Here is a 14934-nt window from a genome sequence, read left to right on the forward strand (position 1 = left end):
CTCGGCTACATAACGGCACAAGAAAAACCCGCCGTCGGATGACGGCGGGTTTTCTGTTTCTGGGAGGATGTCTGCTGGTGTCAGGCCGTTGCGTAGGCGCCGCGGCGGGCGTCGAGCGAGTAGGCGCCTGCGCCATTGGTGGCGAGCATGATATAGGCGCCGGCGAGCGTGATGTTCTTCATGAAGTTGACGAAGTTCAGGCCGCTCAGCCAGGCGTTAGCGGCGGCCGGGAAATCAGGAACGTTGATCGGCGAGAAGTGGAAGACGAAGCCGGTAAAGACGCAGAAGACGGCAAGCAGCCAGCCGACGATGCGGACCTGGAAGCCGACGAGCACGGCAAGGCCGGTTGCAAGCTCGAACAGGCCGGCGAGATAGGTGAGCGCGGTGGAAGCCGGCAGGCCGGCGCCGGCGATCATGCCGGCGGTCGATGCCGGATCGGTCAGCTTGCCGAAGCCGGCGAAGATGAACATGAAGGAAAGAAGGATACGGGCGATCAGGATGATGACGTTGTTTGACATGGACGTTGTCTCCGTTTGATTGGCTCTGGAGATCTTGGTGCCCCGGCACCGGTTGGACCTCGGATGCTTCTATGTCGCTCTTTTCCTTCGTTGTGGAAAGATAAACGGAAGCGGACAGATCGTTCAACAATATGGAACGATCTCCTGGTCGCCGCGGCTTGCCTTTACCGAGCCCGGTCTTTTATGGTCGGCGCCCAACATGGAGATTCCGATGGCAGATCTTTCCGCATTTCCGATCACCACGCGCTGGCCGGCGAAAAATCCCGACATCATCCAGCTCTATTCGCTGCAGACGCCGAACGGGGTGAAGGTTTCCGTCGCCCTCGAAGAACTCGGTCTCGCCTACGAGCCGCATTATGTTTCCTTCGCCGCCAACGAGCAGAAGTCGCCGGAATTCGAATCTCTCAACCCGAACGGCCGCATCCCGGCGATCATCGATCCGAATGGCCCGGACGGCAAGCCGATCGGCCTTTTCGAATCCGGCGCCATCCTGCTTTATCTCGCGGAAAAGACCGGCAAGCTCATCCCTGCCGATGCTGCCGGCCGCTACGAAACCATCCAATGGGTGTTTTTCCAGATGGCGGGCATCGGTCCGATGTTCGGCCAGTTCGGGCATTTCTACAAATTCGCCGCCGACAAGGTCGCCAACAATTCCTACCCGGTGGAGCGTTATCGCGACGAGTCCAAACGTCTGCTCGGCGTGCTCGAAGACCGGCTGAAGGGCCGCCAGTGGATCATGGGCGATCTCTATACGATCGCCGACATCACCACCTTCACCTGGGTTCGCGGCGCCGATATCTTCTATGGCGGCCGCGAGGTTCTGGAATATGCGAAATTCCCCGCCGTCTCGGATTGGCTGGAGCGCTGCATCGCCCGTCCGGCAAGTGCGAAGGGCCTCAACATACCCGTCAAGCCGGAATAACGGAGAGGCCGACCGGAAATGCCGAAGGCCGCCCTTGAGAGCGGCCTTTTCTTTGCGCTGGCGGTTTTTATCGGCGGCTTGTGATCTGCCTTGCGCCTTCAAGCTTGAAACGCGGGAAGATGAAGACGCCGGACATGCTGCCGCTGTATTTCTCTTCGAGCCCGTTCGACTCGCCCATGCAGAACAGCGGCTGGCGGAAGCCATTCCGCATGATGATCGTCGTCGAAAAACAGAAGGAGGAATTGAGCGTCGCCGCCTGTTCGAACAGCTCCAATATGTGGCTGCGGTCTTTGGTATCGTAGCAGCGGATCAGGCTTAACAGCCCGCATTCCTGTGCGGAGAGGCCGTGCAGCATGCCGCTCCATTCGCCGAGGCGGAGCATGCCGCTCGACAAATCTCCGATCCAGCTTTCGGAGATGGAAAACTGCGCCAGCATCTCGTGATTTTGATTGGCGTCCTCAAGCGAGCCGGGCATCAGGGGCAGGGCTGCATTGGCTTTGGCGATCTTAAACAAGGCGTTCTCCCGTTCGCATGCGGCTTCTCCGCCGCACGTTCGGCAAACACAAAGAAACAGGATCATGTCGCTGCGGACATGATGTCCGCCCATCCGGCAATCGCCATGGCGTTCAGGGGCTCCGGAAGCGGAGCCGTTGAAGCCGAACATTCGCGTATCGCCGTTTCGCGCTCCGACCTCGTCTATTAGCGAAAAATTATCGCCGGGCGCACTTTAATTGCAGCGCGGATTTATAGGAGCTTTTGGACAAACGGCAACGGCTTTTTAAGGGGTATTCGGATCGGGATCATTTCTCGTGAGGCCGCGCTTCCGGGACATTTCAGGAGAATCGGCGGTGGAGGATCATCTTCGAGGGCATTGGAAGCGTTTTCACCTGATGCGGAGGCCGGAAACGGCACGGCAACGCCGCGATCTCGCACCGATGTCGGCATACTGCAAAGGTGCAGCGACGCAAGCTTCACGCAAGCTTCGGCCCGGGGGCGGGCAATAGACGGCTGGTTAGATGGGTTGATCAGCTGAATCGGGCGTGCCGCGTGGTCGAATCGCCGCTGCATCATTCCTGAAATCGGAAGCGGCTGAAAAGACATCGGCGGTGCCGTAAGGGAAACGAAAAGGGCGACCCAAGGGCCGCCCTTCCTGTTCCGGATGCCGGAATGGTGTCAGTGCAGGCTTTCGCCTATCACATCATGTCCATACCGCCAGTTCAGCGCGCTTGACGCGCTGAACCATCTTAGATGATGGGTGGTTTCATGAACGATGCTGTGAAAGGCCGTTGGCCTATCACATCATGTCCATACCGCCCATGCCGCCCATGCCGCCCGGCATAGCCGGAGCGTCCTTCTTCGGCAGCTCGGCGATCATGGCTTCGGTGGTGATCAGCAGCGATGCAACGGAAGCTGCATCCTGCAGGGCGGTGCGAACGACCTTGACCGGGTCGATGATGCCCATGCCGATCATGTCGCCATATTCGCCGGTCTGGGCGTTGTAACCCCAGTTGTCCTGATCCTTGTCGAGGATCTTGCCGATGACGATCGAAGCTTCGTCGCCAGCGTTTTCAGCGATCTGGCGAGCCGGAGCCTGCAGAGCACGGCGAACGATGTTGATGCCGGCTTCCTGGTCGTCGTTGATACCCTTGGAGGTGATCTTGACGGAAGAACGCAGCAGGGCAACGCCGCCGCCCGGTACGATGCCTTCCTGAACGGCAGCGCGCGTCGCGTTGAGAGCGTCGTCGATGCGATCCTTCTTTTCCTTCACTTCGACTTCCGTCGAGCCGCCGACGCGGATGACGGCAACGCCGCCGGCGAGCTTGGCAAGACGCTCCTGCAGCTTCTCGCGGTCGTAGTCGGAGGTGGTTTCTTCGATCTGCGCCTTGATCTGGGCAACACGGCCTTCGATGTCGGACTTGGCGCCCGAACCGTCGACGATCGTGGTGTTTTCCTTGGAGATCGACACCTTCTTGGCACGGCCAAGCATGTCGAGCGTGACGGATTCGAGCTTGATGCCGAGGTCTTCGGAGATGACGGTGCCGCCGGTCAGGATGGCGATGTCTTCGAGCATGGCCTTGCGGCGGTCGCCGAAGCCAGGCGCCTTGACGGCAGCGATCTTGAGGCCGCCGCGCAGCTTGTTGACGACGAGCGTTGCAAGAGCTTCGCCTTCGACGTCTTCAGCGATGATAAGGAGCGGCTTGCCGGTCTGGACGACGGCTTCGAGAACCGGCAGCATCGACTGCAGGTTCGACAGCTTCTTCTCGTGGAGGAGAATGAAGACGTCTTCGAGGTCGGCGATCATCTTTTCCGGGTTGGTCACGAAGTAGGGGCTGAGGTAGCCGCGGTCGAACTGCATGCCTTCGACGACTTCGAGTTCGGTTTCGGCGGTCTTGGCTTCTTCAACGGTGATGACGCCTTCGTTGCCGACCTTCTGCATGGCCTCGGCAATGTCGAGACCGACCTGACGTTCGCCGTTAGCGGAGATCGTGCCGACCTGGGCGACTTCTTCCGAGGTGTTGATCTTCTTGGCCTTGGCCTGGAGATCCTTGACGACTTCGGCGACGGCGAGATCGATGCCGCGCTTCAGGTCCATCGGGTTCATGCCGGCAGCAACGGCCTTGGCGCCTTCGCGAACGATCGCCTGGGCAAGAACGGTTGCGGTCGTGGTGCCGTCGCCGGCAATGTCGTTGGTCTTCGAAGCAACTTCGCGGACCATCTGGGCGCCCATGTTTTCGAACTTGTCTTCGAGTTCGATTTCCTTGGCGACGGAAACGCCGTCCTTGGTGATGCGCGGTGCGCCGAAGGACTTGTCGATGATGACGTTACGACCCTTCGGGCCGAGCGTGACCTTGACTGCATCGGCGAGAATGTCGACGCCGCGCAGCATCTTTTCGCGCGCGGTGCGGCCAAACTTGATTTCTTTAGCTGCCATGTTTGTGACTCCTGAATTCGAGTTGTTCGGGCAAAAGGCCCGTCAGCCATTTCGGGAAAGCAGGTCGGCCGATCAGCCGATGATGCCCATGATGTCGGCTTCCTTCATGATCAGAAGGTCTTCGCCGTTGATCTTGACTTCGGTGCCGGACCACTTGCCGAACAGAACGCGGTCGCCAGCCTTGACGTCGAGTGCAACGACCTTGCCGGACTCGTCACGAGCGCCGGAACCGACGGCGACGATTTCGCCTTCCTGCGGCTTTTCCTTGGCGGTATCGGGAATGATGATGCCGCCCTTGGTCTTTTCTTCGGACTCGACGCGACGAACGACGACGCGGTCGTGAAGCGGACGGAAATTGGTGCTTGCCATTGTCTAATCCCTCGATCGAATGACATTCGCGGACCGGAGCGGCCCACATGGATAGGTGTTAGCACTCCCTTGCGGTGAGTGCTAGCGACGAGCATTTAGGGATGGCTCCGAAAAGAGTCAATGAGAGCAATCACGAATTTTTGTGCCGGAATTGTGAAGAGACCGGAGAATAGTCGGAGATTGCAGGCGAAACCATGGCGCGACCGGGCTTTGGCGAAGTCCGTCTGCCTTGACGATCTGCCGCTTCGGGATGGGGTCGGCAAAACCTTTTGCCCATCCGCGCCATCGGATTGCCGGTCGCGATCTTCGCATTGGCCCGGCAGCGAAGAAAATGCCTTGCCATCGCCTTGCGCCTTTGCAATGTCACCGTGACTAAAGCAAATCGGGAAATCGGAATGGCCAAGCGGATAGAAAACTTCTCTAACATAACAGGTCACTATGATGTGGTGCTCTGCGATGTCTGGGGCGTCGTTCATAATGGCGTCGATCCGTTTCCGAAGGCGGCTGCCGCCCTTGAAGCGGCCCGCGCAAGCGGCGCCGCCGTCGTCCTCATCACCAATTCGCCGCGCCTTTCCTGGCAGGTGGTCGAGCAGCTGCGCCAGATCGGCGTTCCCGACAGCGCCTATGACCGGATCGTTACCTCGGGCGACGTCACGCGCCGGCTGATCTCCGAAGGGCCGAAGACGGTCTTCCTGCTCGGCCCCGAGCGCGACAAGGCGCTTCTCGAAGGCATTGGCGTCGAGCGCCGGCCGGCTGGCGAAGCGCAATCGCTGGTCTGCACCGGCTTTTTCGACGACGAGACGGAAAAGCCGGAGGATTACACCGACATGCTTCTCGACTTCAAAGCCCGCGACGTGCCGATGATCTGCGCCAATCCCGACCTCATCGTCGAGCGCGGCCATCGCATGATCCCCTGCGCCGGCGCCATGGCCGCCTACTACGAGCAGCTGGGCGGCAGCACCCGCATCGCCGGCAAGCCGCACCAGCCGATCTACGAGGCGACGATGGCCGCTGCTCGCGAGCTTCGCGGCGATTTCCCGGTCGAGCGCGTGCTGGCAATCGGCGACGGCATGCCGACCGATGTGCGCGGCGCCTTGAATTACGGCCTCGACCTTCTCTACATCAGCGGCGGTATCCACGCCAAGGAATACACCCTGAACGGCGAGACCGACGAAGCGATCCTCCACGCCTATCTCGAACGGGAAAATGCCGCGCCGAAGTGGTGGATGCCCCGCCTTGCATGAAGAGAAGCCAGCCGATGACCGTCTTCCACCGCAATGAAACCCGCGAACCCTTGCCTGCCCATCTGAAGGGCGGCGTCATTGCCATCGGCAATTTCGACGGCGTGCATCGCGGCCACCAATCGGTGCTGAACCGCGCGCTCGAAATCTCCAAGGCCCGCGGTATCCCCGCTTTGGTGCTGACCTTCGAGCCGCATCCGCGCACGGTCTTCCGGCCGCAGACGCCGGTCTTCCGCCTGACGCCGGCGCCGCTGAAGGCCCGCATCCTGGAAACGCTGGGGTTCAGCGCCGTCATCGAATATCCCTTCGACTACGAATTCTCGCAGCGCTCGGCCGATGATTTCATCCATTCGATCCTGAAAGATTGGCTCGGCGCCTCCGAAGTCGTCACCGGCTTCGATTTCCATTTCGGCCGCGGCCGCGAGGGCGGTCCCGCCTTCCTGATGAATGCCGGCCATACCTACGGCTTCGGCGTCACCCTGATCGATGCTTTTCGCGATGAAAACGCCGATGTCGTCTCGTCGAGCCATATCCGCGCGCTGCTTAAGGAGGGCAATGTCAGCGAAGTCGCCGGCATGCTCGGTTACCGTTATACGGTCGAAGCCGAAGTGATCGACGGCGAAAAGCTCGGCCGGCAGCTCGGTTTTCCCACAGCCAATATGCGCCTGCCGCCGGAGGTCGATCTTGCCGCCGGCATCTATGCCGTGCGCTTCCGCCTCGAAGACGGCACGCTCCACGATGCCGTCGCCAGCTACGGTCGCCGCCCGACGGTGACGGAAAACGGCGCACCGCTGCTCGAAACCTATCTTTTCGATTTCAGCGGCGATCTCTACGGTCAGCTCTGCTCCGTCTCCTTCTTCGGCTATCTGAGACCCGAACTGAAATTCGACGGCCTCGATCCGCTCGTCGCCCAGATCAAACGCGACGAGGAGGAGGCGAGGGCGCTGCTATCGGGCGTCAGGCCGCTCGGTGCGCTTGATGGGAAATTGTGCTTTTCCTCAGCGCAATAGCCGGCTGTCGAAAGGATAGCGGATCGTTTTTTCGATTGTCAGCCGCGACGCGTCCGGATGACGCGGATTGATGAGAATATTCGCGGCCTCCGGCATGATTGCCGATGGGACGCGCAGCAGACAGAAATCATTGTCTTCCAGCAATTTGCTGCCACGGTCGCGCGTCAGGCTGGTCTGATTGACCGCAGCAGGGTCGATCCCGATATCGAAGGCTTCAATGTCGTCCGGGCAACGGATTTTCAGGAGCTGAAAATCTCTCGGAATTTGATGCAGATCGACCTGTACCAGAATTTCGAGGAGCGCAGTCGACGGGTGATCGCAGCAATAGACGACGGGAATTCCCTGATGATGCCATCGTCCCGGTGCAAGCAGCCCGCCGCGTCCGGAAAGATCGGCATAATTCGAGATACGCCATAAGATCATCGCCTAGACGTAAATCCCGTGGTCGATCTGCTGCAGGGCCTGCTCGACGAGGCGCGCGCCGGTTTCCGATTCCAGGAGATCGATTGGCGTGATGCCGTCCATGCCGCGATTGGGCTTGCGCAGCCAATCGAACGCGATGGCTCTGTCGCCGAAAATGCGCTTAGCCATGTCCGCGATCCGCACGATACGTAAGGCGCCGTCGTTTTCCTCGACCGTCAGCGGCTCGCCGTTCGCATTACGTCTCGCCAGAGTTCGGCGCGGTGCGACGAAACGATATATTTCCTCCACGGAAAAGCCGAACTCTGTCAATTTCAATGCCATCGCTCCGTCATAAACCTGGACGGAGCCGTGCGAAGCGATCTCGAGGCGCTCGCGTATGGTCATCGGATCGGACGTCTGAAGAGAACTGAGCATTACCGTGAACACCTTCTTGCCAATTGCCCCTATATATATGCGCATTTGGCTCAGTCTTCAATTGCTTCCGTTGTGGCAGCCGGCCTCTTCCTTTTCCCGGCAAAAACGCCTATGAACCGGCGCGATGATGAAATTTCGGCTGGCGATGACGATGCGAATTATCGGCCCGGCCTTCCGCGCGCGCTAAGCGGCCGGAAGGTCCGGGTTTTTGGCGCTTGGATACGAGCGCTGCCGTCACCAGCTATTTCACGCCCGTTGCGCCCTTCCTGGGCTGCCAGAAAACGATTGTCAGACATGACCGACACAGCCGAAAAGATCGACTATTCGAAGACCCTCTATTTGCCCGAGACCGATTTCCCCATGCGCGCCGGCCTGCCGCAGAAGGAGCCCGAACTCGTCAAGCGCTGGCAGGAGATGGGTCTCTACAAGAAGCTGCGCGCTTCTGCCGCCGGCCGCGAGAAGTTCGTCCTTCACGACGGCCCGCCCTATGCCAATGGCAACATCCATATCGGCCACGCGCTGAACAAGATCCTCAAGGACGTCATCAACCGCTCATTCCAGATGCGCGGCTACGACGCCAATTACGTGCCTGGCTGGGATTGCCACGGCCTGCCGATCGAATGGAAGATCGAGGAGAAGTACCGCGAGAAGGGCAAGAACAAGGACGAGGTCCCGGTCAACGAATTCCGCCGGGAATGCCGTGAGTTCGCCACCGGCTGGATCAAGGTCCAGGCGGAAGAGTTCAAGCGTCTCGGCATCGAGGGCGACTTCGACAATCCCTATACGACGATGAACTTCCACGCGGAATCGCGCATCGCCGGCGAGCTTCTGAAGATCGCCGCGAGCGGCCAGCTCTATCGCGGTTCCAAGCCGATCATGTGGTCGGTCGTCGAGCGCACGGCGCTGGCCGAGGCCGAGGTCGAATACCAGGATTATGAGAGCGACACGATCTGGGTGAAATTCCCGGTCGTCGAAGGCCCGGCCGCGCTCAAGGACGCGTTCGTGGTCATCTGGACGACCACGCCCTGGACGATCCCCGGCAACCGCGCGGTCTCCTTTTCCGCGCGCGTCTCTTATGGCCTTTACGAAGTGACGGCGGCCGAGAACGACTTTGGTCCGCGTCCCGGCGAAAGGCTGATCTTTGCCGATAAGCTGGCCGAGGAATCCTTCGCCAAGGCCAAGTTGCAGTACAAGCGCTTGAGCGATGTCTCTGCGGCCGACTTCGCAGCGATGACCTGCGCCCATCCCTTCAAGGGTCTCGACGGCGGCTATGAATTCCATGTGCCGCTACTCGATGGCGATCACGTCACCGACGATGCCGGCACCGGCTTCGTGCACACCGCACCCAGCCACGGCCGCGAGGACTTCGATGCCTGGATGTCGGCTGTCCGCACGCTCGAGGCGCGCGGCATCGAGACCAAGATCCCGTTCCCGGTCGACGATGGCGGCTTCTACACATCGGATGCCCCCGGCTTCGAAGGCGCCCGCGTCATCGACGACAACGGCAAGAAGGGCGATGCCAATGACCGCGTCATCAAGGAGCTGATCGCCCGCGGCGCGCTCTTTGCCCGCGGCCGGCTGAAGCACCAGTATCCGCATTCCTGGCGTTCGAAGAAGCCGGTGATCTTCCGCAACACGCCGCAATGGTTCGTCTATATGGACAAGACCCTTGCCGACGGCACGACGCTGCGGTCGCGCGCGCTGAGCGCGATCGACGACACCCGTTTCGTGCCCGCCGCCGGCCAGAACCGCCTGCGCGCCATGATCGAAGGTCGCCCGGACTGGGTGCTCTCGCGTCAGCGCGCCTGGGGCGTGCCGATCGCCGTCTTTGCCGACGAGCATGGCGAGGTCCTGGTCGATGACGCCGTCAACGCCCGCATCCTCGAAGCCTTCGAACATGAAGGCGCCGACGCCTGGTTTGCCGAAGGCGCCAAGGAACGCTTCCTCGGCAATGACCACGACCATTCCCGCTGGAAGCAGGTCATGGATATCCTCGACGTCTGGTTCGATTCCGGCTCGACGCACACCTTCACGCTCGAGGACCGCCCGGACCTGAAGTGGCCGGCCGACCTTTATCTCGAAGGTTCCGACCAGCATCGTGGCTGGTTCCATTCGTCGCTCTTGGAATCGGCCGCCACCCGCGGCCGTGCGCCTTACAACGCCGTCCTCACCCATGGTTTCACCATGGACGAGAAGGGCGAGAAGATGTCGAAGTCGAAGGGCAACGTCACCGCACCCCAGGAAGTGATGAAGGATGCCGGCGCCGATATCCTGCGCCTCTGGGTGATGACCTCGGATTATGCCGACGACCTGCGCGTCGGCAAGACGATCATCCAGACCAATGTCGACGCCTATCGCAAGCTGCGCAACACCATCCGCTGGATGCTCGGCACGCTCGCCCACGACAAGGGCGAGGAGATCGCGCTCGCCGATCTGCCGGAGCTGGAGCAGCTGATGCTGCATCGGCTTGCCGAACTCGACGAGCTGGTGCGCGAGAACTATGACAGCTTCGACTTCAAGAAGATCGCCCGGGCGCTGATCGATTTCGCCAATGTCGAGCTTTCGGCCTTCTATTTCGATGTCCGCAAGGATGCGCTTTATTGCGACGCGCCGTCGAGCCTGCGCCGGCGCGCCAGCCTGCATGTCATCCGGCAGATCTTCGATTGCATGGTGACCTGGCTCGCTCCGATGCTGCCCTTCACCACCGAGGAGGCCTGGCTGTCGCGCAACCCGTCCGCCGTGTCAGTGCATCTGGAGCAGTTTGCCCCGGTCGCCAAGGAATGGCGCAACGATGCCCTGGCCGAGAAGTGGAAGAAGATCCGCGCGGTGCGTTCGGTTGTGACCGGCGCGCTGGAAATCGAGCGCAAGGACAAGCGCATCGGCTCCTCGCTGGAAGCGGCTCCCGTCGTCCACATCGCCGATCCGGACCTGCTGAAGGCGCTCGAAGGTCAGGACTTCACCGAAGTCTGCATCACCTCGGCGATCGAGATCAAGACCGGCGAAGGCCCGGCGGATGCCTTCCGCCTTGCCGAGGTGCCTGAGGTCAGCGTCGTGCCGAAGCTGGCCGAGGGTGAAAAATGCGCCCGCTCCTGGCGCATCACCCGGGATGTCGGTTCCGATCCTGAATATCCCGATGTCTCGGCCCGCGACGCCGCCGCCCTTCGCGAACTCGCCGCGCTCGCGTGAAGAATATTACCGGGTGAATTGCGCTTTCGCGGTTCATCCGGTAAAAGCTGCCTGAAAATGGCCGGATTTTTGCGTCAGGGGGACGGTTGTCCGGTTGGGCGACGATTGCACCGGGGTGGAAGGGTTTTCATGTTAACATCGCATTGGTTCCGTATGGGCGCCTGCCTGTCTGTCGTCATGGCGGGATGCTCGATGGTGTCCGGTTGCGCCAGCAGCCCGACCTACGGCACCGACAAGACCGCCATGGAACAGCTGACCGACGATCTCGGCCAGTCCGTGTCGTTGACCGGACCGGACCCGAAGAACAAGGGCGTCAAGTACACGCCGCGTCCGACGCTGGTGCTGCCGGCCGAGGCGCAGAAGGAAAACCTGGTTGCGCCGCAGCCGACGGTCGCCAACAAGGACAATCCGCAATGGCTTGAATCGCCGGAGGAGACCCGCGCCCGCCTCGTTTCCGAGGCCGACGCGAACTCGGACAATCCGAATTACCGCTCGCCTCTCGCCAGCTCGGCGATCGAAGGCGGCCGGCGCACGACGGAAGCCCAGACCAAGGCCTATCGTGAAGCCCGCGCCCTGCAGAAGGGCTCCTATGTCGATCAGCGCCGCTATATATCCGATCCGCCGCCCGGTTACCGCACTGTCGACGATCCGGCAAAGCTCGATGATCTCGGCGAGCCAGAGCTCAAGAAGCAGAAGAAGCGCAAGAAGGATGCAGCGGTCGCCAACACCGGCAAGCAGTGGTGGAACCTCCTGCAATAGCTTTTTCGGCGCCGACAGGAATGACGGCGCCGCGCACAGACGCCGCTGATTACGGCGCCTCTCTCCGTTGCGAAAAGAATCTCCGCAAGATCTCGGCCGATTGCACCTCGTTGAAGCCGGAATAGACCTCCGGGGCGTGGTGGCAGGTCGGCTGCGCATAGAATCGCACGCCATTGTCGACGGCGCCGCCCTTCGGATCCTCGGCGCCGTAATAGAGCCTGCGGATACGCGCAAACGAGATGGCTGCCGCGCACATGGTGCAAGGCTCGAGCGTCACATAGAGATCGGCGCCGACAAGACGTTCCTGCCCAAGCGCGTCGCAGGCGAGCCGGATTGCGGCGATTTCGGCATGCGCGGTCACGTCATTGAGCTCGCGCGTGCGGTTTCCCGAGCGTGACACGGCAATGTCGTCGACAACGACGACGGCGCCGATCGGTACCTCGCCGCGTTCTCCGGCGGCGCGCGCTTCTTCAAGCGCCATCTCCATGAAACGATTTGTCTTCACGATCGCACGAATTTCCACTTAACCGCAGATGCGTGACCTGATAGACAGGCCCAAAAGGCAGGCAAACAACAAATGACACCCAAAGACAAGCCAAAACGCCCGGGCGCAAAGCCGTTTTCACGGGACACCGAGCCGAAGACCGGCGCCAAGCCGGGCGGTGGCAAGCCGGCAAAGGCTGCGATCGCCGCCGAGGCCGATGGCGAGGCCAAGGCCGAACGCATTTCCAAGGTGATGGCGCGCGCCGGCGTCGCCTCCCGCCGCGACATCGAACGCATGATCATGGACGGCCGGGTAACGCTGAACGGCAGGGTTCTCGAAACCCCCGTCGTCAACGTCACGCTCGCCGACCGCATCGAGGTCGACGGCGTGCCGATCCGCGGCATCGAGCGCACCAGGCTCTGGCTCTATCATAAGCCGGCTGGCCTCGTGACCACCAATGCCGATCCGGAAGGCCGGCCGACCGTCTTCGACAACCTGCCGGAAGAATTGCCGCGCGTCATGTCGATCGGCCGTCTCGACATCAATACCGAAGGCCTGCTCTTGCTGACCAATGACGGCGGTCTTGCCCGCGCGCTGGAACTGCCGGCGACCGGCTGGTTGCGGCGCTACCGCGTCCGCGCCCATGGCGAGATCGATCAGGACGCGCTCGACAAGCTGAAGGACGGCATCGCCGTCGACGGTGTGCTCTATGGCTCGATCGAGGCGACGCTCGACCGCACCCAGGGCTCGAACGTCTGGATCACCATGGGCCTTCGTGAAGGCAAAAACCGCGAAATCAAGAACGTGCTCGGCGCGCTCGGCCTCGACGTCAACCGCCTGATCCGTATTTCCTATGGCCCGTTCCAGCTCGGCGACTTGCCGGAAGGCCATGTCGTCGAAGTGCGCGGCCGCACGCTGCGCGACCAGCTCGGCCCGCGCCTCATCGAAGAAGCCAAGGCGAATTTCGACGCGCCGATCTACAATGCGCCAGCTGTCGCTGCCGAGGAAGAGGCAGAGCCTGCAGTGCCGGAAAAGCGCGAGCGACCGCGCCGCGACGAGGACAAGCGCGAACGGGCGCTGAGCCGCCTCGACACCAAGCGCGACGACCGCCACGGCGGTGGGCGCAGAGATGACGATCGCCGCGACAGCGGCCGCAGGGACGACGACAAGCCGAAGCGTCCCCAGCCGCTCGGCCAGCGCCGCAGCGCCAATGTCTGGATGGCGCCGGGCGCCCGGCCGCTCGGCGAAAAGGCCGCGGCGAAAGCCGCCAAGAATGCACAGACAGCGCGCAAGCGCGGCGAGCAGGCGCCGGCAAAGAACGCGTTCGACCGTACCGAGGATCGCCCGCGCACGCAGGTGAACCGTGTGCGCGAAGAGGATGGCGAATGGATTCGCTCGAGCGAGCAGCCCCGCCGCAAGGATGAGGCGGAAGGTTCCGGCCGCAAGCGTTCCTTCGGGGACCGCCCCGCCCGTGAAGATCGCGGTTTTGGCGACCGCCTGGCGCGCGGCGACCGTCGCCCGCGCGAAGCGGGTGACGAACGTCCGCGCACCAGAAGCTCCGCCGGCGAAGGCCGCTCGGAGCGTCCGCGCGGCGACCGGCCTTTCGGTGACCGTCCCTCGCGTGGCGATCGACCCTTCGGCGACAAACCGCGTGGGGATCGCAGGCCGCGTGCCGATGGTGACGAGCGTCCTCGGGCTGCCAGAGCCTCCACCGAGGAGGCCCGTTCGGAGCGTCCGCGCGGCGAGCGGCCCTTCGGTGACCGTCCCTCGCGTGGCGATCGTCCCTTCGGCGACAAGCCGCGTGGGGATCGCAAGCCGCGTGCGGATGGTGACGAACGTCCGCGGGCAGCCAGAAGCTTTACCGGCGAGGGCCGCTCGGAGCGTCCGCGCGGTGAAAGATCGTTTGGCGACAAGCCGTCGAGTGCCAGGCCTTCAAGCGACAGGCCTTCGGGTGACAAGCCGCGCGGCAAGGGTTTTGCCGGCAAGCCCGGCGGGGCCAAGAATTTTTCCGGCAAGCCGAAAGGCGCCAAGTCGAGCAGTGACAGGCCGGGCGGCGACAGGCCTGCGGGCGGGCCGTCCAAAGGTGGTGCGAGAGGAAAGGGAATGACGCGCGGTGCGGATCGTCGGCGGTGAGTTTCGCGGACGGCCTCTCGCCGTGCCAAAATCCAACGATATCCGGCCGACTGCCGACCGGACGCGCGAGAGCCTGTTCAATATATTGAGCCATGCCTATCCGGAATGTGTCGACGGCACCCGGATCCTCGACCTTTTTGCCGGAACCGGCGCTGTCGGCCTCGAAGCCGTTTCGCGCGGCTGTCGCCACGCGCTCTTCGTCGAAAACAGCGTCGAGGGCCGGGCGTTGCTCTGGGAGAACATCGATGCGCTCGGCCTGCACGGCCGCACCCGCATCCTGCGCCGGGATGCGACCGATCTCGGCAGCGTCGGCAATCTCGAGCCCTTCGACATGCTCTTTGCCGACCCGCCCTACGGCAAGGGGCTCGGCGAAAAGGCGATGGCGGCGGCGGCCGAGGGCGGTTGGCTGCGGCCGGGCGCGATTGCGGTGCTCGAAGAACGCGCCGATATTGTCGTTTCCGTCCACCCTTCCTATGTTTTCCTCGAAAACCGCATCTTTGGCGATACGAGGGTGCATTTCTTCCGATATCAGCCGCAATAAGC

At 62.1% G+C, this 14934-nt stretch carries 14 protein-coding genes; 7 read left to right on the top strand and 7 right to left on the bottom strand.

What is annotated here, in order from left to right:
• Window positions 1-80: 80 nt before the first annotated feature.
• Window positions 81-518 (bottom strand): DoxX family protein, encoded by a 438-nt coding sequence (locus tag FHX10_RS24705; RefSeq protein ID WP_047613788.1) that lies wholly within the window; start codon window positions 516-518, stop codon window positions 81-83.
• Between the two features lie 211 nt (window positions 519-729).
• On the opposite strand from FHX10_RS24705, the gene FHX10_RS24710 reads away from it, so the two are divergent.
• The gene (locus tag FHX10_RS24710) at window positions 730-1440 is read left to right on the top strand and encodes a glutathione S-transferase family protein (RefSeq protein ID WP_047614411.1); all 711 of its coding nucleotides are present in this window, start codon (window positions 730-732) and stop codon (window positions 1438-1440) included.
• Between the two features lie 67 nt (window positions 1441-1507).
• Here the strand turns inward: FHX10_RS24710 and FHX10_RS24715 are convergent, their stop codons facing one another.
• From FHX10_RS24715 to groES, 3 genes are all read right to left on the bottom strand, one after another.
• The gene (locus FHX10_RS24715; protein ID WP_184390449.1) at window positions 1508-1954 is read right to left on the bottom strand and encodes a hypothetical protein; all 447 of its coding nucleotides are present in this window, start codon (window positions 1952-1954) and stop codon (window positions 1508-1510) included.
• 780 nt (window positions 1955-2734) lie between these two features.
• On the bottom strand, window positions 2735-4372 hold the full coding sequence (groL, locus tag FHX10_RS24720; RefSeq protein ID WP_008529514.1) for a chaperonin GroEL: 1638 nt from the start codon (window positions 4370-4372) through the stop codon (window positions 2735-2737).
• Between the two features lie 72 nt (window positions 4373-4444).
• A complete protein-coding gene (gene groES / locus FHX10_RS24725; protein WP_004675403.1) occupies window positions 4445-4741 on the bottom strand; it encodes a co-chaperone GroES in 297 nt (98 codons plus the stop codon).
• Between the two features lie 395 nt (window positions 4742-5136).
• Here groES and FHX10_RS24730 point away from each other — a divergent pair, with 395 nt between their 5' ends.
• Window positions 5137-5985, top strand: a complete 849-nt coding sequence (locus FHX10_RS24730) for a TIGR01459 family HAD-type hydrolase (RefSeq protein ID WP_047615329.1) — start codon at window positions 5137-5139, stop codon at window positions 5983-5985.
• Window positions 5986-5999: 14 nt separating this feature from the next.
• Window positions 6000-6992, top strand: a complete 993-nt coding sequence (locus FHX10_RS24735; RefSeq protein WP_047615543.1) for a bifunctional riboflavin kinase/FAD synthetase — start codon at window positions 6000-6002, stop codon at window positions 6990-6992.
• Here FHX10_RS24735 and FHX10_RS24740 read toward each other — a convergent pair.
• A complete protein-coding gene (locus FHX10_RS24740) occupies window positions 6981-7415 on the bottom strand; it encodes an RES family NAD+ phosphorylase (RefSeq protein ID WP_047615331.1) in 435 nt (144 codons plus the stop codon). The two genes, FHX10_RS24735 and FHX10_RS24740, sit on opposite strands and share 12 nt — an antisense overlap.
• Window positions 7416-7418: 3 nt before the next feature.
• On the bottom strand, window positions 7419-7874 hold the full coding sequence (locus FHX10_RS24745) for an antitoxin Xre/MbcA/ParS toxin-binding domain-containing protein (protein WP_245433284.1): 456 nt from the start codon (window positions 7872-7874) through the stop codon (window positions 7419-7421).
• Window positions 7875-8123: 249 nt separating this feature from the next.
• On the opposite strand from FHX10_RS24745, the gene ileS reads away from it, so the two are divergent.
• On the top strand, window positions 8124-11015 hold the full coding sequence (gene ileS / locus FHX10_RS24750; RefSeq protein ID WP_097595302.1) for an isoleucine--tRNA ligase: 2892 nt from the start codon (window positions 8124-8126) through the stop codon (window positions 11013-11015).
• A 129-nt stretch (window positions 11016-11144) separates the two neighbouring features.
• A complete protein-coding gene (locus FHX10_RS24755) occupies window positions 11145-11774 on the top strand; it encodes a hypothetical protein (RefSeq protein ID WP_047613796.1) in 630 nt (209 codons plus the stop codon).
• Window positions 11775-11823: 49 nt separating this feature from the next.
• Here the strand turns inward: FHX10_RS24755 and FHX10_RS24760 are convergent, their stop codons facing one another.
• Window positions 11824-12261 carry a nucleoside deaminase gene (locus FHX10_RS24760; protein WP_097595301.1) on the bottom strand — a complete coding sequence of 146 codons (438 nt, stop codon included), beginning with the start codon at window positions 12259-12261 and terminating at the stop codon, window positions 11824-11826.
• A 90-nt stretch (window positions 12262-12351) separates the two neighbouring features.
• On the opposite strand from FHX10_RS24760, the gene FHX10_RS24765 reads away from it, so the two are divergent.
• Both FHX10_RS24765 and rsmD read left to right on the top strand, forming a co-directional pair.
• The gene (locus tag FHX10_RS24765) at window positions 12352-14391 is read left to right on the top strand and encodes a pseudouridine synthase (protein ID WP_184390452.1); all 2040 of its coding nucleotides are present in this window, start codon (window positions 12352-12354) and stop codon (window positions 14389-14391) included.
• Window positions 14372-14932, top strand: coding sequence for a 16S rRNA (guanine(966)-N(2))-methyltransferase RsmD (gene rsmD / locus FHX10_RS24770; RefSeq protein WP_047613800.1), 561 nt, complete (start codon window positions 14372-14374; stop codon window positions 14930-14932). The genes FHX10_RS24765 and rsmD overlap by 20 nt, the downstream gene beginning before the upstream one ends.
• The last annotated feature ends 2 nt before the right edge of the window (window positions 14933-14934 follow it).

Source organism: Rhizobium sp. BK591 (assembly GCF_014195045.1).
GTDB classification, from domain to species: Bacteria; Pseudomonadota; Alphaproteobacteria; order Rhizobiales; family Rhizobiaceae; genus Rhizobium; species Rhizobium anhuiense.